Source organism: Desulfurococcus amylolyticus Z-533 (assembly GCF_000513855.1).
GTDB classification, from domain to species: Archaea; Thermoproteota; Thermoprotei_A; order Sulfolobales; family Desulfurococcaceae; genus Desulfurococcus; species Desulfurococcus amylolyticus.
This window is the reverse complement of record NZ_KI911318.1, coordinates 74,645-92,091: the sequence shown is the minus strand read 5'-3', so window position 1 is coordinate 92,091 and position 17,447 is coordinate 74,645. Positions and strand designations below refer to the sequence as shown.

Here is a 17,447-nt window from a genome sequence, read left to right as displayed (position 1 = left end):
TTTCAAAACCGTTTCCAGCCTCGCCAAGCTGTCTCTGGTTTTATAATGGTTTGTATGTGTTGGTGTTAGTCTTCTGCTATTATTATATTATTGTATAATTTTTGCCGTGTAGGTGTTTCATCTTCTCCCTGTATCCTGCTAGTGGGTATAGGACTATGTCTCCCTTCCTATACTTTATAACGCTGCATCCGGCAAAGTACACCTCAGCCACTTCTATCACCAAAGCTAATTCTTCTTGAGTTTCCGTGAGCCGGTCTCGGGCGCACTACCCCTACCCCGCTTAACGCGGGGCTCGGGGCTATGGTTTCCAGTGATCACCGCCTCGAATATAGCTGAGGCTCGTAAACACTAAAGACTCATCACCAAGAAACAAAAGAGGAAACAAAACCCGTAAATCTCCAACCCCACCCTAAAAGACGGGGCTTTCAATTGTAAAACCCTAAAAACCTATAAAACGAAGACAGCATACCATCCTGGTTTCAGGCATCTACTTTTTGCTTGACAGCTTTCTTGCCTCTCTCTCAGTCTCCCTTAGTATAACTATATCCCCTATTCTCACTGGCCCCTTTATATTCCTTGTTATTATTCTACCTTTATCCCTACCCTCTAATACTCTGACACGCACTTGTATTATCTCTCCTGTAACACCTGTCCTACCAAGTATCTGTATTACTTCGGCTGGGAACCCTATCTCCTCTACCACGTTCACATCAGGCGACTTTAAAACTATCTTATTGTTCTCACTCATGGCCTCCACCACGATTTAAACACTATGCTTTTATATCAGAGAAAGGTATTTTAAAACCCTTGTAACCAATACATTGTGTTGACACTGGCTGGAAGAGAGGTGTTTACCTTGGTGAAGCAGGCTAAATGCGTGTTTTGTGGTGGAGACGTGGAGCCTGGAACAGGATTGATGTACGTGATGAACGATGGAACGATACTATGGTTCTGCAGCAATAAGTGTTTTAATAACTACAGGATGAAGAGGGATCCTAGGAAGTATAAGTGGACATTAAAGTATGGTCAGCAGACAAAGTAGGCCAGGTTATTTTGTTTTCACATCTGCTGAAACACCATACCGTAGAGGGGATCGCTCTTCCTCTTTATATCAATTATTTCTTTCAACACTAGTTTCTCATCATTGCTTAACTCATTACTAAAAGTTGTCAGCCAGTATTTAACGTGTTCACTTGGTATATCAGTATACAAGATATCGCCTTCATCTATGTGCCTACCCACCATTACCTTGCCCCTAATACTTATAGCTACTTGTTGCCCTACAAGCGCCTCCTTCAACACGTTATCGCGGTCGCGTATCTGCATTATTAAGCCAATGTTTCTCCCATCCTCTGTCATTAATGGATAGTTAGGCCTTATCCTGCCTCCCAGGACTTCTACTCCAACTATAACGGGTTCACTTCTCCTAAATACAGCCCCCGGTATAATCCTTATCTTACCTGGCCTTACTAGAGACTCTACCTGCCTCAGTCTCTCCCTCTCCCTGAATTCCTTGAACCATTTAAGGTATTCTTCGAGTAGCTGGTATATTATATTATGTTTAAACACGGGTATGTTTTCCCGGGCCCTCAACTCCTCTGCTTCAGGCAGGATCTTCACGTTGAAAGCCAGTATTACACCATACTCAGGTTTAGATTTACTAACAATGGCGGCTTCTAGGACGTCATTCCTGGTTACATGGCCGACATCTGCTAGTTTAACCGGTATATTCTCACGCCTAAGGGCCTCCAGTAGGGCTTCCAGTGTTCCAAGAGTATCCGCCTTTAATACGACGCCATCGCTTTCCCCTTTAAACCTTATCTGAGATACCTCCTCTTGAACCGCCCTGGTGAATTCCTGGACCCTATCCTCGGAGGGTATTACGTAGAACGGTGAGCCAGCTAATGCATCCTCGAGTCCTGGGGCGGATATTTTCACTCCTGTAGCAGCTGTGACAAGGTCTACTTGTACGAATCGACCCTCATGCATCCTCATATCTTGGAGGGGTCTTGGCATCAATAGGCTCCTAACCCTTGTAACTATTGGGCCATTCTTACCAGCAACTACGAAGAGATCGTTTTTGCTTAGCACTCCATCATAGATTATAACATCTATAGTGGTGCCAAGGCCTTGCTCCTCTTTAACCTCTAATACTACCCCTCTAGCAGCGTCTTCACTAGTCACAAGCTTCTTCTTCATGAACTGCTGTGCGAGGCCAGCTATAAGTGCAAGCAACTCTGATATTCCCTCACCTGTTTTAGCCGATATCGGCACTATTGCAACTGTCCTCCTGAAGTCTTTGACCCTGTCAAATCTTTCCGACTCAAACCCATACTCGTATAACTTGCCGACCAACTGGTATATCCTCTCCTCTAGAATACTTATCGTTCTAGGGCTTTGCCTCTTAACGCTTTCAAGGAATGGAGTGTCTGGAAAGGCTTTCCATCCCTCAAGCCTATCTATTTTATTAGCTGCAACAATGAATGGCACCCTCTTCTCCTTCAATATGTTCAATGCCTCTATGGTTTGAGGCTGGAATCCTTCAACCACATCTACGACAAGTATAGCCATATCAGCTACACTACCCCCTCTTCTCCTAAGATTACTAAATAATTCATGTCCGGGCGTGTCAATGAAGAGTAAGCCCGGTATCTCTATGACTAGCTTTGGAAAATACTTCTTTAGAGGCTCAGTAATCTTGTTTAAGACACTTGCAGGTACTACACTAGCTCCAACATGCTGCGTTATCTCGCCTGGCTCCTTCTTAGCTACAGCTGTACCCCTGATCTTATCAAGTAGTGTTGTTTTTCCATGATCCACATGACCCAGTACAACTATTATGGGTTGTCTAATCCAGGTTTTCTTATCACTACTCAACTCCAACACCATGTAAACACTGTATGTGGCCCACTAGTAAGCCTAGTTATTCTAAACCATTAACGTGCTTATATCGGTTAATTCTTATTTTACGGCATCAGCCTATTGCGGGTTCTAAATCCTTTCTGAATTCTTGTAGATATTTTAGAGCCCACCCAGGTAACCCAGTGTCTAAAAGCCTATAAACAGGTAATCACAGGTATCCACCAGACCCGAACCCCCTTAACAACCCTAGAAAACATAAACGTTGCTTCTACGCCCCTAATAGAGACCATTAAAAACCCTGGGTATAAAAAGGGGATACTGGGTAAAATATACCCCAGACACCCACCGGGCAACTGGTGGTAGATATGCCTGACTTCAAGATAGTGGTAAATGATCCGGAGGCACCCAAGAAGGAGAAATTAGTTAAAGTAAAAGTGGAAGGAGACCCCGAAATACAACTCACAGATAAAGTGAAGGAGAAGCTGGAGCTACCAGTGTTTAAAGTAAATAGTAAAACAGCGAGTGAAATAGGGGCTGTCCACGGGGTAGCCACTATAAGAATGCGGCGTCCAGATACAGGGGACAAGGTGAAGTTTACTGGGAGAATAATCATAGATGACAACGTGCCTGATAACGTTGTGAAAGTCAGCATGGAGCAATTAATTAATGCAACGGGACAGAACGAGCTGGAAGGCGAGATCTTCCGCGCAAGAGCATGGCAGATAAGGATAAATGACGAGAGAACTCAAACTATTATCGGCCTTAAGATAGGTGATTATATTGATGGATCAATAATCGGCCTGAAAGGGGTTAAACTAGCTATAACAGGAGGTAGCGACATAAGTGGTTTCCCAATGAGGCCTGATATAAGTGGACCGGTTAAAAAGAAGGTGTTATTATCGGGTCCACCAGGTTTCCATCCCGAAGAAGACGGTGAACGAAGGAGAAAGACTGTTAGAGGCAACACTATAGCGCCCGATATAGTCCAAATAAACACGAAGATCGTATATGAATCAAAATAAAAGAGCGCCCTAAAGGCATGAATTATTTTTAACCATGGCAGTCTCTGCACATGAGGATTGGGCGGCTTGGATTTATAAATGAATCTAAACTAAATTATTCTAGCTAAGGTGAATAAGTAATCATGCCGTGGGATATTAAGCCACCCGAGGTCAACATAGGCGTCGTTGGACACGTTGACCACGGTAAAACCACTCTGGTCCAAGCATTGACGGGTGTCTGGACAGCAAAGCACAGCCTAGAGATAGAACGTGGAATGACTATTAAACTAGGATATGCTGATGGGAACATCGCCTATTGTGATGGGCTACCGCTACCTGACGCATACACGATTAAAGAGTATTGTCCAGACGGCTCTGAGTCGAAGTTGCTTAGAAGGGTTAGCTACGTTGACGCGCCTGGTCATGAATTATATATGACGACCATGTTGAGTGGGGCAATGATCATGGATGGAGCTATATTAGTTATCGCGGCCAACGAGCCATGTCCTCAGCCACAGACGGTAGAGCACTTGATGGCGTTGAACATCCTCGGTTTACGGAACATCATCATTGTTCAGAACAAAATAGATGTCGTCGATAAAAAACGCGCATTAGAGAACTATAACGAGATCTTAAAGCTGGTTAAAGGCACTGTAGCCGAGAACGCACCAATAATACCGGTCAGCGCCCTACACCACATCAACATAGATGCATTGCTCCAAGCTATACAAGAGATCATTCCAACACCTGAGAGAGACTACACGAAGCCTCCATTAATGTATGTTGTGAGAAGCTTTGATGTAAACAAGCCCGGCACCCCCTATGATAAAATAGAGGGAGGAGTAATCGGGGGCTCCCTTCTACAAGGGCGTTTCAGAGTAGGAGATGAGATAATGATACTCCCCGGGATAAAGACGCAAGTAGGGAGTGCTAAATCACAGGTCTCTAAATACGAGCCTATAGTGACGACTATAGAGGAGGTACGCTATGGCAACTTAATAGTGGATGAGGCCAGACCTGGAGGACTGGTGGCAATACAGACCAAGCTGGATCCCTCGCTAACTAAAGGTGATCAATTAGTGGGTTCAATAGTAACCACTCCTAGGAACAATATACCAGTTGTGAAGACCTTGGAGGTGCGCTTCCAGTTGTTCGAGAGAATAGTGGGCACCAAAGAACTAGGAAAACTCCCACCAATACAGGTGAATGAGAAAATAGCCGTTGCAATCGGTACAGCGAACAGGGTAGCCGTAGTGAAGTCTATAAGGAAAGATATAATGACCATAGAGCTAACAGACCCTGTTGCAACATGGAGTGGATCCAGGATAGCTATAAGCCGCCGTGTATTAGCAAGGTGGAGGCTTGCTGGCTGGGGGATAATAGAGGGTGTCTCAGAATAAGGGGATAACTGTTTTACTCGATACAAACATGCTTCTCATGATGGCTAACGGCATACCTGTACTTGAACAAATAGAGGAGAAGCTTCTCACGAAGCCAAGGTACATAGTGATAAAGCCCGTATACGATGAACTAGTTAGAATAGTGGACTCAGAGAAGCCCAGTATTAGTAGGAGGGCGAGATTAGCACTTGAAATAGTTAACAGGTATTGTGAGATAGTGGATTACGCTGTAAACCCCGGTGAAACAGTCGATGATGCTATATTAAGATACGCCAGCGAAAACAACGTCGTGGTAGCCACAAATGATAAAGAGTTAAGGAGGCGCCTCAGGAGCCGTGGGCTACCAGAAATATATCTCCGTGAGGAGTCGTGGAGAATAGATGTGGAAGGGGTTCCCTCATTCTACTGATTTAAGGGCGTCATTATAATTAGTATTTAAAACCTATAATAGTTAATTAAAAATATCAACACATACTTAAACACTGGTGATTAAACCATGTATTCACTGATAAGAGTAAATGATGTAATCAGGATACCGCCAGCGAAATTTGGGAGACCAGTGAAAGACGTGGCGCTTGAGGAACTACGGAGCAAGTACGAAGGAACAATAGCATCAATAGAGTCCAAGGGCGGCGAACATAAGCTAGGGATTATAGTAACCATAATAGATGTAAAAGTCGATGAAAATGGGAGGATACTACCCGGAGATGGTGCAACATACCATGACGTGGAAATGAGTGCCCTAGTATTCAGCCCATTCATCAAGGAAGTTGTTGAGGGCGAAGCAGTTACGGTAGCTAAGTCAGGTATATATTTAAACCTAGGTGTTTTAGATGGATTCATCCATATAAACCAGGTATCCGAGGAAAAGGTTTCCTATGACAATACACGTTCGGCAATAATGTTAGAGGAGTCCCATAGAACAATAGAGAAAGGAGACATTCTCAGAGCAAAGATATACACTATTGGAATATTACCGGGTAAGGGGTTGAGAATACATATGACGATGAAGCAACCATACCTGGGGAAGCTAGAGTGGGTAAGTAAGCAGGGTGGTCAAGGTGAGTAGTAGAGGTAAACCCTTTAAGGCATGCCGGAGATGCAGGTCCCTAGTACCTAAAAACGCTGAAACATGCCCGGTGTGTGGATCCCAGGACTTTACTTTTGAATGGAGTGGAGTCGTTATAATCGTTAACCCGGAGAAGTCCTTAATCGCTAAAATACTCGGGATAACCAACCCAGGTAAATACGTGGTTAAGCTTGAATAAAGCGATACCAGTGTTAAAGCTACCTGTTGACTTCAGGCTCTCTCTAAGTATTCCACAGGGAGACCTCTACGTATCCCCTGATAGAGGACTAGTATATGGGTTAAGGGCTGATGCCGCTGTAGGCGATATTGTTTCAAAGAACCACATGGTTGAAATGAGGATAACTGATGCTAAAACAAAGAGGCATACCGTGGACGTAGGGCCAAGAGAATGCGATGTATTGGTGGTTAATCCACAGGGCACTATAAGCATAAACAGCTTTACATCATCGCTAATTGGTGGAGCCAGAAGCATATGTGTAGTAGGTGAGGAAGACTTATTAGTTATACCCTTCACACTAGTCAGAGGCTTTAAAATCATTTATGGACAACCAGATGTAGGTGTTGTGATTTCATCCCCCTCTAGGGAAAGAGTTTTAAAAATACTTAAAGGGTTAAAACCGGACATAGTTATTATGAACCTGTAAGGTGAAGAATGCTATGGGTAGAACCATAACGCTCGGTAAATATAGTGGCGAGGTAGTGGAGGAGAGGTATAATCCATTAATCAAGAGGATAGAGCTGAAACTCCGTGTAGGACACCCTGGCGAGGGGACTCCGAGCAAGGGGTTGCTTAGACTTGAACTAGCAAAAGTCTATGGTAAAAATGTAAACTTAGTGTATATAAGAAACGTTGAAACAGAGTACGGGCTGGGTGTGAGCCTCGTGGAAGCCCATATATATGACAGCGAGGAGCGCGTTAAGCTTTTTGAGCCAGAATACATTATTAAACGAAACGAAGAATCTCTACAGAAAGTCTCACAAGCAATGGAGGCTGGTGCTTAATGCCGTATATACATAAATTATATGAGGTAGACTATAATACAGGGACGATAAAGAGGAAGAATAAGACGTGCCCTAAGTGTGGTTCCTTCATGGCTTTTCATAAGGAACCAATACCCAGATGGCACTGCGGCAAATGCAATTACACAGAGTTTGTAAAATAAGATAAAAAGTAGCAGAGACTCTAGATCCCCCTACCCCTGGTTTTTGAGAGGAAGCCCATGCAAAAAATACATGTTCCTGTAAAACTGCCTGAAGGTGTAGAAGGTAAAGAGGTAACAGTACTGGGTATTGAGTCGACCAGCCATACACTCGGGGTTGGAATCCTAAGGTTTTCCAGGGGCAGCGTAGAAATATTGGCAAATATTAGTAGTCAATATAAACCTGAGAAAGGAGGCATTCACCCTAGGGAAGCCTCGCAGCATCACATGAAGAACGCGCCCACTGTGCTCAGGGAGGCATTAGGGAAAGCCGGGGTCTCTATGAGAGACATCAACACCGTTGCAGTAGCAGTAGGACCTGGTATTGGGCCCTGCCTCAGGGTTGGTGCAACAATAGCTAGGTTTCTATCTAAATACTTCAACATACCATTAACACCGGTGAATCATGCAGTTGCCCACATAGAAATCGGTAAGTTATTCAGCGGCTTCAATGACCCTGTCATAGTATATGTGTCGGGGGGCAATACGATGGTACTTGTTCAGAAAAATAGCCAGTATAGGGTAATGGGAGAGACGCTGGATATACCATTAGGAAACCTCTTTGACACCTTCACCAGGGAAATAGGAATAGCTCCACCCTATGTGGTTGATGGGAAGCACGCTATAGATGTATGTGCCGAGTGGAGCCAGGAGTTCCAGCCCCTTCCATACACGATTAAAGGCAACGATCTAAGCTTCTCGGGTCTCTTAACAGCCGCGTTGAAACTAGCGAAGGAAGCAAATGGTGATAAGGAAAGTCTGGGCAGGGTATGTAACAGCCTCAGGGAGACAGCCTTCAATATGCTTATCGAGGTATCAGAAAGAGTGCTCGCGTTAACCAATAAGAAACAGCTCCTACTAGTTGGGGGAGTCGCATCAAACAAGGTGTTGAGATGGAAGATGGAGACTCTTACATCCATCTATAACGTAAAATATTATGGTACCCCGCCCGATGTAGCAGGCGATAACGGGGTGATGATAGCTTATACAGGGCTCCTATTATATCTATATGGTAGGACAAGTAAGCCTGAGGAAACACATGTAAAACAGAGATACAGGATTGATGAGGAGGCTTATCCATGGCTCTAAGCAGTGAGAGCAATCTATGGGGGGCTGAAGCCGTTATATACATAGGTGAGTTCCTGGGTAGAAAAGTAGTCATCAAGAAACGTAGGAGTAAGCAATATAGACACCCAGTCTACGACACTATATTTATACAGACGAGAACGAGGAATGAGGCAAAGATACTTGCAGAACTCTATGCAGCCGGATTAAAGGTACCAGCCCCTCTACTAGTGGATGTCGAGAAAGGAGCATTAGTGATGGAGTATATCGAGGGTGAGAGACTCTCCGAGAAGCTAGCCAATATAGAGGCTAGAGAGCTCGTAGAAATGGCATGGGATATAGGAAGGCAGAGCGCGTTAATGCATAATAGGAAGATCTATCACGGGGACCTCACTATTGCGAACATTATATATTCCGGCAGGGGGGTCTACATAATAGACTTCGGCTTAGCCGGCTACAGCACCGATATCGAGGAGCATGCTATAGATATACATTTACTCCAGAAAAGCATTTACTCGCTCTACCCTCATCTATTAAAACCCTTTATGGAGTCATATTTTAAAGCCTATAGAGAGTATTACAGCGGCAGCTTCGATGAAATCATGTATAAACTAAGGGAGATAAGCACGCGGGGTAGATACATTGATAGGGAGTTAAGGAGATCGGTGATGCGTGAGAGATATGTCGGTTAAACTATTGCTTCTCTCAGGTAACAGACACAAGTACCTTGAGATAAAGGACATAGCGAGGGAGTACGGGGTCGATGTCGCTCCCCTCGAGGGATTAAAAATCGAGATACAGGATGACGACTTATCTAACATAGCGTTAACCGCAGCATTAATAGGATACTCCCTCTTAAGGAAACCAGTCCTAGTTGAGGATGCTGGATTATTCATAAGAGCCCTAAATGGATTTCCAGGACCCTACAGTAGTTATGTCTTCAAGACGCTTGGATTAAACGGTGTATTGAAACTAATGGAGGGGATCAGTGAAAGAGATGCATGCTTTAAATCCGTGGCTGTCGCCGTGATACATGGTGAGATAATAAGGGGAGAAGGAGAAGTATGCGGATACATAACCACCACGCCTCGGGGGAATAAGGGATTCGGGTTCGACCCAGTATTCGCTCCAAGGGAACAACCATATAGAACCTTCGGCGAGATGGATGTAGAGGAGAAAAATAAGTATAGCCATAGAGCTAAAGCCGTAAAAGCAGTATTTGAAAAAATCAAGGAGAAAGCAGGATAGCAGGAAATAGTTACCACAGGAGTCACATTTAAAATCTGTTCTTAAATATTATGGTGTTTAATAGTGTATTGTTTAACCCGGGATATAGTGTCAACGGGGTTGCAGAGCTATGAATAAGAGGAGGGATAAGGGTCAATCGCATTCAACCCGGCCGGCGAGGGCTGGGCCACCGAGATGGTTAAAGCTAGATATGAGTCCAAGCGATATAGAGTTGCTGATCGTAGAGTTGGCGAAGAAAGGGTATACCCCATCAATGATAGGAGTAATTCTTAGGGATCAATATGGTATCCCATTAGTAAGACAAGTAACAGGTAGGAAGCTCACGGAGATCCTTGAGAAACACGGCATTAAAATCACTATACCAGAGGACCTTATGCATTTAATGCAACAGGCTGTCAACCTCAGAAGACACCTCGAGGAGCATCCCAAGGATACCCATAGTTTAAGAGGGCTTATAGAGGTAGAGTCGAAAATACATCGTCTAGTGAAGTACTATAAGAGAACCGGCAAACTACCCTCTGACTGGGAGTATGATCCAGAGAAAGCAAAACTCCTGGTTTCACAGGGCATATACGTTTTCAAAACCGAAAGCCCCACCACCTCAGGCTGACCTCCCCCGCTCTAAAGGGTTGGGGTTCCCTTTAGGGGGTTCATTGGTTCCCTCCATCTATTCTGGGCTACATCTTTTATCTGGAGGGCAGGTCGAAGTATTTCCTCAAGGTTTCATAGAGTAATTTATGAGCTCTAGAGATAGATGTAGTTTTGCCCTCTAACCCTCATCCCAACCGTTAGGGTTAGCACTCCCTCACCGCCCGCGGCCGGGACACCAAAATATCTCTAAGGAAAAAAGCTTAAAACCTCCATTCCAGCCCTAAAGGACGAGGCTTTCGGTTGTAACAGTCCGATATGATGTATAGAGTTGCTCCATGATGAAGCATGTAGATTGTTGAAGGAATCGAATGATCCCTTTTTAAGACCGGTGGAAAACAGGTTTTAATGGGTTGAGAGACGATGAAATATTAGCCAGCTGTATTATCTATGATGACAGATGTGTAAAACCCGGTGAATATTTTGGGGAAAGCCGATTTGGTTTCAATTATAAGCAAATATAAGAGTGTGAGAATAATACCGGATACTTCACTAGACTCACTTATCGCATCAAGCATACTGTTGAAAACACTTAGGGAACAAGGTATTTCAGCCAAGGTAACTCTGGATGCTAAAGTCCTCATAGATGAGAGGGATACACCGGCTATACTGATTAATCTACCACCGCTGAATCAGAGCCAGCATGTATCGATAAGCTATAGACAAGACTACTCGGTAGCCGGCTTCATAGCCAGTTTCTTAGACGATTTATATATGATTGAGTGGTGGGATAAGGTCCTCTCAATAATTGCAGCCTTTTACAGGGATCTCTACGTGTTTAAAGAGGGGAAGTTTAAAGGCCTGGAGGACAAAATCCTCAGGGAACTCATTAATGATAGGAGGCTTGAGGAAGCAACCATTCCGAGGGCTTGGGGTATTAAGAGACTCGGGATAGTTGAAAGCATTAAAAGGACTTTAATACCGTTCCTACCGGGTTTCACTGGTAACTCGGAGAAAATACAGGAGCTTGCTTCAAGGATATTCAAGAAAAACCCTGAGCAGATAAGGAACCTTGATAAACTAGATGAGGAAATGCTCAGCCAGCTATTAGAGTTCCTCAATAATATCGCGAAAACACTTGGCATGACCATTGAGGATTTTACAAATAAACTACTTGGCGACTTCATTATTCCATCAGAAGTATTTAATGGGCTGGAAATCCAGCTCAGTGAGGCAATGGGTAGCCTACTTGTATTCAATAGCCTTTACAGGGATTCACCCATATATATGCTGGAGATAAGCTTAGACATGAGTGTAATACCTGTTATCCTATCTATTTATGAGTCAAGCATAGATGAGGCTGCAAGCATGCTTGGCATTATTATACCAGAGTGGCTGGCAAAGAAGAACACATATATTGATGTAGAGGAGTATTTCAAGAGACCCGGTATAGTAATAGATATATTGAATTCCCTAAATGCTTTACCCGCTAAGAAACCCGTTGCAATACTTTATAATGGCCAGAAGATAACTGAGTTAAGGGAGCTCTTAAGAGTAGGCATTAAACCCGAGGAAGCATACACACTATGCGACGAGGTCCAATTATGTGTAGTCAAGTAGCGTATCCCTGTGGGAAAATAGTTGTTAAAGGTAGTAAGCAATACATTAACGCTGTCCACGCATCGCTTCACCCAGATAACACGAAGCCTGCACCAAGAATGAAGATCAATGAGGTGCTTGAAGAAGACACTTATGTGATAGAAATATGTGTTTCAAACAACCTGTTAGATGCGGTGAGGTCGCTACGCTCCACAATAGATGAATTACTGGGACTACTTGAAGTAATCGACTCTATAGAGGTCTATTCATCCATGGGATCCGGCTTCATGAAAAGTAATACCTCGATGAATAGTGTTAATTAGTATGTATAATGAATATATTTAAATATCCCTTTACTAATCTAGGACGCCTTAGTGAAAACGGTTACCAGGGTTGTTAGGGATGTCTTCCAAGCACAGAGCTGTTGTGAAAGATAAGTGGAAGATGAAGAAGTGGTATGAAGTAGTTGCACCAACCTCGTTCGGAGGTATAACTCTAGGTTCAACACCAGCTGATGACCCAGAGAAGTTGATTGGCAGGGTAATTGAGACAACATTGTACGATATAACCGGAGATATAACGCAGGTACATGTAAAACTATACTTCCAAATAATCAGTATCGATGGAAACAAGGCTTTAACAAGGTTCAAGGGGCATGAATTGGCCCGAGACTACATGAGGAGCCTCGTAAGGAGGAAGAGTAGTAAGATTCAAGGCATATTCGACATCACCACGAAAGACGGATACGTACTCCGTGTAACAATAGTTGCATTAACAAGCTACAGATGTAATACTAGTCAAAAGAAAGCAATAAGGAGAGTGATGAGGGAATATATCTTTAAGAAAGCCAGCGAGTTAACACTTGATGAACTAGTACAGGAGATAATGAGCTATAAGATCTCAAATGAGATAGCTGAGCTCGCTAGAAAGATATATCCAATTAGAAGGGTAGAAGTATACAAGACAAAGCTGCTCCTGATACCATCACCCGAAGGACCTAAGCCGGCAGTAGTTATTTCACCGCTTCAAGCAAGAGAGGAGTAAAACGCTTTTAACACGTTCGATCTACTTCCTTTCTACTCTTAGTTACTGAGCCTATAGGGCCAGCCATTGTTTTACTAGGGTGAGTTTTCTACAGGTAACACCACTCTAGCGTGAAGTATCAGTATTCAAGTGGGATGAAGGTTATTAATAATTTCTCAATTTATGTTTATGTTTATGTTAGAGCTGGAGGAGGCTTGTTTTGAAGGCGGTTATATTAGCCGCTGGAAACGGGATCAGGCTTAAACCGATAACCGAGACCCGCCCTAAACCATTGATACCAATCCTATGTAAGCCATTGTTGGACTGGTACCTTGATAGGCTTGCAGCCGTCTCGTTCATAGATGAAGTGGTTATTGTAACAGGATATATGGGGGATATTATTAGAGCACATGTGATGAGCAGGAGACTACCCTTTAAGGTGAGATTCGTAGAGCAGGGTGAACCAAGGGGAACAGGGGATGCTGTTGTTAAGGGTATTGAAGGAATGGGTAGTGACGATGACGTCCTAATCATTTACTCTGACATCTTCACACCGGTAAACATTATCCCAGAGATTGCGGGGGAAAGCGGAAACATTATTGTAGGTAGCGAAGTAGATAACCCAAGCGACTACGGAGTACTTATTAATGAAGGTAACTATTTCAAAGGAGTCGTGGAGAAACCCATAAACCCTCCCTCGAGACTAGTCAACGCGGGCATATATAAGTTGAGAACCCGTGACATCCTAGGTAATAGCGATATAAAGCCGAGCCCACGTGGAGAATTAGAGTTCACTGATGTATTAAATAATATGAGTAGGAGAGGGGTGAAGATTAGAATCTACAAGTTACCGAGGGCGTTATGGATCGATATAGGTAAGCCATGGCATGTAATAGAGGCAAACAAGATGGCTTTAACAATGGTTAAAAAAGAGATAAAGGGAAGAGTCATAGAACCCTCCCATATAATCGGTGAGGTCTATATTGGAGAAAACTCCTTAGTGAACCCATTTACAATGATAGAGGGACCAGCATATATAGATCGAGAGGTCGAAATAGGGCCGAACGCTAGAATCAGGCCTTGGAGTGTTATATGTAGGGGTTCCAAAATAGGCTTCAGCGTTGAAGTCAAGGAGAGCATAATACTAGAAAATGTGCACGCCAGTCATCTCACGTACATCGGTGACAGTATAGTATGTGAAAACGTCAACCTCGGCGCTGGAACGATAACAGCTAATTTAAGGTTTGACGAGACAACGGTTAAAATGCTTATAAAAGACCATGTGGAGGACACCGGCAGAAAGAAAATGGGTGCTGTGATAGGGGCTAATGTGAAAACAGGTGTTAATGTATCGCTGATGCCCGGGGTGAAAATAGGGAGTGATACATGGATTATGCCTGGCTCAGTTGTATATAGGGATGTGGCCTCGAACTCTATTTATTACAGTGATGGAAGAGTAGAGATAAAAACCGGGTTGAATAAAGATAGAATCAGTGAGAAATAATGGCGGACACATATAGAATAAATGACTTCAAGAAAAAATACCCGCATCTAGCTAGAGAGGTACTCGAGGAGAAAGATATATCTCTAAAATTAAGCGTGAACATGGGCTTCTCCGATCCGTGGAGCAGATACACACCTACAGTAGTAGACTATATTAGACGCTGTAAAAGCCTTGAAGAAGCCTTTGAAGTAGTGGATTACCTTGTAAACCATGGAGAGCTCGATGCAAGAGAGGGAGAGCAATTAAAAGCCGTATTGGAGAGAAATGGCATAGAGTACTTTGGCGGGAGGAAGCAGGATGATTATTACTATAAGGAGGCTAAGAGGTACTGGGAAAAAATATTCAAGCAAATCCCTGGCACGCATTGATGTTTAATTATCCTAACTGCTCCTGGATTTAACCGCTACAATCTTAATGATATCATTGTTCTCAAGCACATAATCCTCTCCAATCCTCCTCTTACTTCTAGCGTTAACAGCGTAGAGGAAGCCTTCACCGAGCTCTGTATGAATCATGTATGCAAGTTCTCTAGCAGTAGTGTTCCTAGGCACTAGGTAAGCATCTGGCAATATATTTCCATGGTGATCCGTAAACTTATTCTCATCCTCAACAGGATATACCACTATTAACCCAAGCTTCCTGAATACGGCATGATTGAGTAATTGCTGAACCCCTGTTGAACCATATTGTTTAAGAACATTGTCCTCTATAAGCTTAAGTACCTTTAATTGATCACTGGTAAGCCTCGATGAATCCTTAATTCTAAACATCGAGTCTCCCGGTATATACTCTATTAACTCACCTTGACTCGCCTTCCTCAGGATGTATTCCCCTAGCGCGCTTACAGGAACAACATTTTCCTCGCCAAACCTCTTTTTCAAGGCCCTTACGTATTCTACTGCCACAGGTGTATCTATCTTATTAGCCGCTATGAGAATGGGTTTACTCACCTCTCTTAATGCAACCGCGAAATCCGCTACATCGGTGAGACTCCAGTTTTTAAAGGGCTTGTCCTCTAAGCCTGCTTTTTTAATGGCTTCTATAACATGTTGTCTTCTAACACTCAGCCCTGAGAGATTCTGAGTTATCAAGTCTAGTGATGCCTGAGTTGAAGCAAGGAACCTGGAGATCTTAGACTCCCAGATCCGTGTAACAATGTTCTTAAACCACTCATTTATCTCGTGAAGTATATTCTCAGCTTCTTCAACAGGATCATATGTTCCAGGAGCAGCTGGATTGCCCTCCAGGTCTGTTGAACCCGATGCGTCAACCACGTGTATGAGAACATCTGCTTGCCTCAGGTCATCCATGAACTTATTTCCAAGCCCTCTACCCATGCTCGCCCCTGGTATGAGACCGGCTACATCGATTATCTTAACCGGGATGAACCTCTCACCCGAGATACAGAAGCCTGCACGTGGATCACACCTGGGTAACCCTATCTCGGTGTGGACACATCTCACTCTAACGTGTCCCACCCCTATATTCGGCTCTATTGTTGTGAAGGGGTGATTGGCTATCTTCACCGGTAGAAGCGTCATGGCTGAAAACAAGGTTGACTTACCCACATTTGTTTTTCCAACTATCCCTATTATCTTCTCTGGAGGCGGCATCTACGCTTCCTCGCCACAGTTTTAGCCTATTTTTTATAAACCCCGTTAACTCATTATTATATACACCTAGGTCACGGTGCTTAGCTATGTCTAAGAGCATGTATCACTATATAGCTGAAGCCTGGAAGGAGAAAAGCAGGGAACTAGAGGCCTTAATCAGGCAGAGGTTGATCGAGTGGAGGAGAGAGCCCTCAGTTGTTAGATTAGAGAAGCCGACTAGACTCGATAAAGCCAGAGCACTAGGGTATAAGGCTAAAGTAGGCTTCATCATCGTAAGGGTAAGGGTTAGAAAAGGAGGGCAGAGAAAGCCCAGGCCGGATAGTGGAAGAAGACCTAAGAGAATGGGTGTCTATGGTTACGCTCCGGCAAAAAGCCTCAGATTAATAGCTGAGGAGAGGGCTGCAAGAAAGTTCCCTGGACTAGAAGTGCTTAACAGCTACTATGTCGCCGAGGATGGTAGATACAAGTGGTACGAGGTAATACTTGTCGACCCGCATCACCCATCAATATGCAATGACCCAGATGTCAACTGGATATGCGAGCCTCAGAATAGAGGTAGAGTATTCAGAGGGCTGACCAGTGCTGGGAAGAAGATGAGGGGCCTTAGAAAGAGTCGTGGACTCAGAGGCACAGTGTACTACAAGTGGAAACGTAAACTGAAAGAGAGAGAGTTGAAGAAGCGTCACGAAGCCAGTAGGGGAGCACGTGATCCATGGCAAATAGCAGAGAAACTGAAAGAAGAAAAGTAGTGCTTCAATCCATAGAGATATCTTCTTTTTGCCACGCCACAGAGGATTGCAACAGAGTCCGTGCATCAATACTTAACTTAATTCCCCCTGAAATACGGGGTAAACTAATACTAATCGAGGAAGCCGTTGAAGGCTACTATGGTAATAGAATAGTAGTCATAAAGACACAGATACTTGAGGAGTGCGAGGAAGTACTTAAATACTTATTATCCACTATGAGCGACACTGAGAAGTCATTAATGAAGATCACCCTACCCCTTAGATTCGATCCTAGAACTGGGCGCTTGATACTGCGTATCAGCAAGCAGGATGCCTTCCTCGGAAACATGAAACTACTCGACTCCGACGATGTTGTAAAAATAACGCTCCACTTCAAAGGAGTTAAAAGCATTGAGAAGATATCGGGATATATCGATGGCTTAACATCGCTGGGATAGTCAAGTACCAGCTAGGCTTAAAGATCCCGCTCCCTAGCCATCATTAATAATAAGCTTGACTACCTTAAT

24 protein-coding genes are annotated in these 17,447 nt (G+C 43.7%); 20 read left to right on the top strand and 4 right to left on the bottom strand.

Features of this window, described 5'->3' with window-relative positions:
- Positions 1 to 82: 82 nt before the first annotated feature.
- Both SPHMEL_RS07590 and SPHMEL_RS00525 read right to left on the bottom strand, forming a co-directional pair.
- Positions 83 to 211, bottom strand: a complete 129-nt coding sequence (locus tag SPHMEL_RS07590) for a hypothetical protein (RefSeq protein WP_269479109.1) — start codon at positions 209 to 211, stop codon at positions 83 to 85.
- A gap of 276 nt (positions 212 to 487) precedes the next feature.
- Complete coding sequence (locus SPHMEL_RS00525; RefSeq protein WP_014768199.1) at positions 488 to 748, bottom strand: 30S ribosomal protein S28e; 261 nt, start codon at positions 746 to 748, stop codon at positions 488 to 490.
- Positions 749 to 856: 108 nt separating this feature from the next.
- Here SPHMEL_RS00525 and SPHMEL_RS00520 point away from each other — a divergent pair, with 108 nt between their 5' ends.
- A complete protein-coding gene (locus tag SPHMEL_RS00520; RefSeq protein WP_014768198.1) occupies positions 857 to 1,042 on the top strand; it encodes a 50S ribosomal protein L24e in 186 nt (61 codons plus the stop codon).
- Between the two features lie 17 nt (positions 1,043 to 1,059).
- Here SPHMEL_RS00520 and infB read toward each other — a convergent pair whose 3' ends face one another.
- A complete protein-coding gene (gene infB / locus SPHMEL_RS00515; RefSeq protein WP_042666786.1) occupies positions 1,060 to 2,889 on the bottom strand; it encodes a translation initiation factor IF-2 in 1,830 nt (609 codons plus the stop codon).
- A gap of 338 nt (positions 2,890 to 3,227) precedes the next feature.
- Between infB and SPHMEL_RS00510 the strand changes: the two genes are divergently transcribed.
- From SPHMEL_RS00510 to SPHMEL_RS00430, 17 genes are all read left to right on the top strand, one after another.
- Positions 3,228 to 3,884, top strand: coding sequence for a 30S ribosomal protein S6e (locus SPHMEL_RS00510; RefSeq protein WP_042666785.1), 657 nt, complete (start codon positions 3,228 to 3,230; stop codon positions 3,882 to 3,884).
- Positions 3,885 to 4,006: 122 nt separating this feature from the next.
- Positions 4,007 to 5,263 carry a translation initiation factor IF-2 subunit gamma gene (locus tag SPHMEL_RS00505; RefSeq protein ID WP_042666784.1) on the top strand — a complete coding sequence of 419 codons (1,257 nt, stop codon included), beginning with the start codon at positions 4,007 to 4,009 and terminating at the stop codon, positions 5,261 to 5,263.
- Positions 5,250 to 5,672, top strand: a complete 423-nt coding sequence (locus SPHMEL_RS00500; RefSeq protein WP_012609013.1) for a PIN domain-containing protein — start codon at positions 5,250 to 5,252, stop codon at positions 5,670 to 5,672. The genes SPHMEL_RS00505 and SPHMEL_RS00500 overlap by 14 nt, the downstream gene beginning before the upstream one ends.
- Before the next feature lie 87 nt (positions 5,673 to 5,759).
- Complete coding sequence (locus SPHMEL_RS00495; protein ID WP_012609012.1) at positions 5,760 to 6,332, top strand: DNA-directed RNA polymerase; 573 nt, start codon at positions 5,760 to 5,762, stop codon at positions 6,330 to 6,332.
- Positions 6,325 to 6,531: a transcription elongation factor subunit Spt4 gene (spt4, locus tag SPHMEL_RS00490; protein WP_042666783.1), complete on the top strand. Its 207-nt coding sequence runs from the start codon at positions 6,325 to 6,327 to the stop codon at positions 6,529 to 6,531. The genes SPHMEL_RS00495 and spt4 overlap by 8 nt, the downstream gene beginning before the upstream one ends.
- Positions 6,524 to 6,997, top strand: coding sequence for a DUF359 domain-containing protein (locus SPHMEL_RS00485; RefSeq protein ID WP_042666782.1), 474 nt, complete (start codon positions 6,524 to 6,526; stop codon positions 6,995 to 6,997). The genes spt4 and SPHMEL_RS00485 overlap by 8 nt, the downstream gene beginning before the upstream one ends.
- A gap of 13 nt (positions 6,998 to 7,010) precedes the next feature.
- On the top strand, positions 7,011 to 7,355 hold the full coding sequence (locus tag SPHMEL_RS00480; protein ID WP_042666781.1) for a 30S ribosomal protein S24e: 345 nt from the start codon (positions 7,011 to 7,013) through the stop codon (positions 7,353 to 7,355).
- Positions 7,355 to 7,516, top strand: a complete 162-nt coding sequence (locus SPHMEL_RS00475; RefSeq protein ID WP_014768189.1) for a 30S ribosomal protein S27ae — start codon at positions 7,355 to 7,357, stop codon at positions 7,514 to 7,516. The genes SPHMEL_RS00480 and SPHMEL_RS00475 overlap by 1 nt, the downstream gene beginning before the upstream one ends.
- Before the next feature lie 57 nt (positions 7,517 to 7,573).
- Positions 7,574 to 8,641: a KEOPS complex N(6)-L-threonylcarbamoyladenine synthase Kae1 gene (gene kae1, locus SPHMEL_RS00470; RefSeq protein WP_042666780.1), complete on the top strand. Its 1,068-nt coding sequence runs from the start codon at positions 7,574 to 7,576 to the stop codon at positions 8,639 to 8,641.
- Positions 8,632 to 9,309: a Kae1-associated kinase Bud32 gene (locus SPHMEL_RS00465; RefSeq protein WP_042666779.1), complete on the top strand. Its 678-nt coding sequence runs from the start codon at positions 8,632 to 8,634 to the stop codon at positions 9,307 to 9,309. Before kae1 ends, SPHMEL_RS00465 begins: the two co-directional genes overlap by 10 nt.
- A complete protein-coding gene (gene rdgB / locus SPHMEL_RS00460; RefSeq protein WP_042666778.1) occupies positions 9,299 to 9,865 on the top strand; it encodes an RdgB/HAM1 family non-canonical purine NTP pyrophosphatase in 567 nt (188 codons plus the stop codon). Before SPHMEL_RS00465 ends, rdgB begins: the two co-directional genes overlap by 11 nt.
- A gap of 109 nt (positions 9,866 to 9,974) precedes the next feature.
- Positions 9,975 to 10,475, top strand: a complete 501-nt coding sequence (locus tag SPHMEL_RS00455) for a 30S ribosomal protein S15 (RefSeq protein WP_012609005.1) — start codon at positions 9,975 to 9,977, stop codon at positions 10,473 to 10,475.
- 452 nt (positions 10,476 to 10,927) lie between these two features.
- Positions 10,928 to 12,073, top strand: coding sequence for a phosphoesterase (locus tag SPHMEL_RS00450; protein WP_232216692.1), 1,146 nt, complete (start codon positions 10,928 to 10,930; stop codon positions 12,071 to 12,073).
- Positions 12,058 to 12,375: a KEOPS complex subunit Pcc1 gene (locus SPHMEL_RS00445; protein ID WP_042666777.1), complete on the top strand. Its 318-nt coding sequence runs from the start codon at positions 12,058 to 12,060 to the stop codon at positions 12,373 to 12,375. Before SPHMEL_RS00450 ends, SPHMEL_RS00445 begins: the two co-directional genes overlap by 16 nt.
- Positions 12,376 to 12,454: 79 nt before the next feature.
- Positions 12,455 to 13,096 carry a 30S ribosomal protein S3ae gene (locus SPHMEL_RS00440; protein ID WP_042666776.1) on the top strand — a complete coding sequence of 214 codons (642 nt, stop codon included), beginning with the start codon at positions 12,455 to 12,457 and terminating at the stop codon, positions 13,094 to 13,096.
- A gap of 199 nt (positions 13,097 to 13,295) precedes the next feature.
- The gene (glmU, locus tag SPHMEL_RS00435) at positions 13,296 to 14,579 is read left to right on the top strand and encodes a bifunctional sugar-1-phosphate nucleotidylyltransferase/acetyltransferase (RefSeq protein ID WP_042666775.1); all 1,284 of its coding nucleotides are present in this window, start codon (positions 13,296 to 13,298) and stop codon (positions 14,577 to 14,579) included.
- Positions 14,579 to 14,947: a DUF2095 family protein gene (locus SPHMEL_RS00430; RefSeq protein WP_042666774.1), complete on the top strand. Its 369-nt coding sequence runs from the start codon at positions 14,579 to 14,581 to the stop codon at positions 14,945 to 14,947. The genes glmU and SPHMEL_RS00430 overlap by 1 nt, the downstream gene beginning before the upstream one ends.
- A 12-nt stretch (positions 14,948 to 14,959) precedes the next feature.
- Here SPHMEL_RS00430 and SPHMEL_RS00425 read toward each other — a convergent pair whose 3' ends face one another.
- Positions 14,960 to 16,192, bottom strand: a complete 1,233-nt coding sequence (locus SPHMEL_RS00425; protein WP_042666773.1) for a redox-regulated ATPase YchF — start codon at positions 16,190 to 16,192, stop codon at positions 14,960 to 14,962.
- Positions 16,193 to 16,278: 86 nt separating this feature from the next.
- Between SPHMEL_RS00425 and SPHMEL_RS00420 the strand changes: the two genes are divergently transcribed.
- Positions 16,279 to 16,941, top strand: a complete 663-nt coding sequence (locus SPHMEL_RS00420; protein WP_012608998.1) for a 50S ribosomal protein L15e — start codon at positions 16,279 to 16,281, stop codon at positions 16,939 to 16,941.
- Positions 16,905 to 17,378 (top strand): RNA-binding domain-containing protein, encoded by a 474-nt coding sequence (locus SPHMEL_RS00415; protein WP_042666772.1) that lies wholly within the window; start codon positions 16,905 to 16,907, stop codon positions 17,376 to 17,378. The genes SPHMEL_RS00420 and SPHMEL_RS00415 overlap by 37 nt, the downstream gene beginning before the upstream one ends.
- Positions 17,379 to 17,447 lie beyond the last annotated feature (69 nt).

What these genes read in the sequence shown, in the direction of transcription:
- SPHMEL_RS00525 (WP_014768199.1), bottom strand. Translation starts at nt 748, where the DNA reads ATGAGTGAGAACAATAAGATAGTTTTAAAGTCGCCTGATGTGAACGTG.
- infB (WP_042666786.1), bottom strand. Translation starts at nt 2,889, where the DNA reads ATGGTGTTGGAGTTGAGTAGTGATAAGAAAACCTGGATTAGACAACCC.
- SPHMEL_RS00510 (WP_042666785.1), top strand. Translation starts at nt 3,228, where the DNA reads ATGCCTGACTTCAAGATAGTGGTAAATGATCCGGAGGCACCCAAGAAG.
- SPHMEL_RS00505 (WP_042666784.1), top strand. Translation starts at nt 4,007, where the DNA reads ATGCCGTGGGATATTAAGCCACCCGAGGTCAACATAGGCGTCGTTGGA.
- SPHMEL_RS00495 (WP_012609012.1), top strand. Translation starts at nt 5,760, where the DNA reads ATGTATTCACTGATAAGAGTAAATGATGTAATCAGGATACCGCCAGCG.
- SPHMEL_RS00480 (WP_042666781.1), top strand. Translation starts at nt 7,011, where the DNA reads ATGGGTAGAACCATAACGCTCGGTAAATATAGTGGCGAGGTAGTGGAG.
- SPHMEL_RS00475 (WP_014768189.1), top strand. Translation starts at nt 7,355, where the DNA reads ATGCCGTATATACATAAATTATATGAGGTAGACTATAATACAGGGACG.
- kae1 (WP_042666780.1), top strand. Translation starts at nt 7,574, where the DNA reads ATGCAAAAAATACATGTTCCTGTAAAACTGCCTGAAGGTGTAGAAGGT.
- SPHMEL_RS00465 (WP_042666779.1), top strand. Translation starts at nt 8,632, where the DNA reads ATGGCTCTAAGCAGTGAGAGCAATCTATGGGGGGCTGAAGCCGTTATA.
- rdgB (WP_042666778.1), top strand. Translation starts at nt 9,299, where the DNA reads ATGTCGGTTAAACTATTGCTTCTCTCAGGTAACAGACACAAGTACCTT.
- SPHMEL_RS00455 (WP_012609005.1), top strand. Translation starts at nt 9,975, where the DNA reads ATGAATAAGAGGAGGGATAAGGGTCAATCGCATTCAACCCGGCCGGCG.
- SPHMEL_RS00445 (WP_042666777.1), top strand. Translation starts at nt 12,058, where the DNA reads ATGTGTAGTCAAGTAGCGTATCCCTGTGGGAAAATAGTTGTTAAAGGT.
- SPHMEL_RS00440 (WP_042666776.1), top strand. Translation starts at nt 12,455, where the DNA reads ATGTCTTCCAAGCACAGAGCTGTTGTGAAAGATAAGTGGAAGATGAAG.
- SPHMEL_RS00430 (WP_042666774.1), top strand. Translation starts at nt 14,579, where the DNA reads ATGGCGGACACATATAGAATAAATGACTTCAAGAAAAAATACCCGCAT.
- SPHMEL_RS00425 (WP_042666773.1), bottom strand. Translation starts at nt 16,192, where the DNA reads ATGCCGCCTCCAGAGAAGATAATAGGGATAGTTGGAAAAACAAATGTG.
- SPHMEL_RS00420 (WP_012608998.1), top strand. Translation starts at nt 16,279, where the DNA reads ATGTCTAAGAGCATGTATCACTATATAGCTGAAGCCTGGAAGGAGAAA.
- SPHMEL_RS00415 (WP_042666772.1), top strand. Translation starts at nt 16,905, where the DNA reads ATGGCAAATAGCAGAGAAACTGAAAGAAGAAAAGTAGTGCTTCAATCC.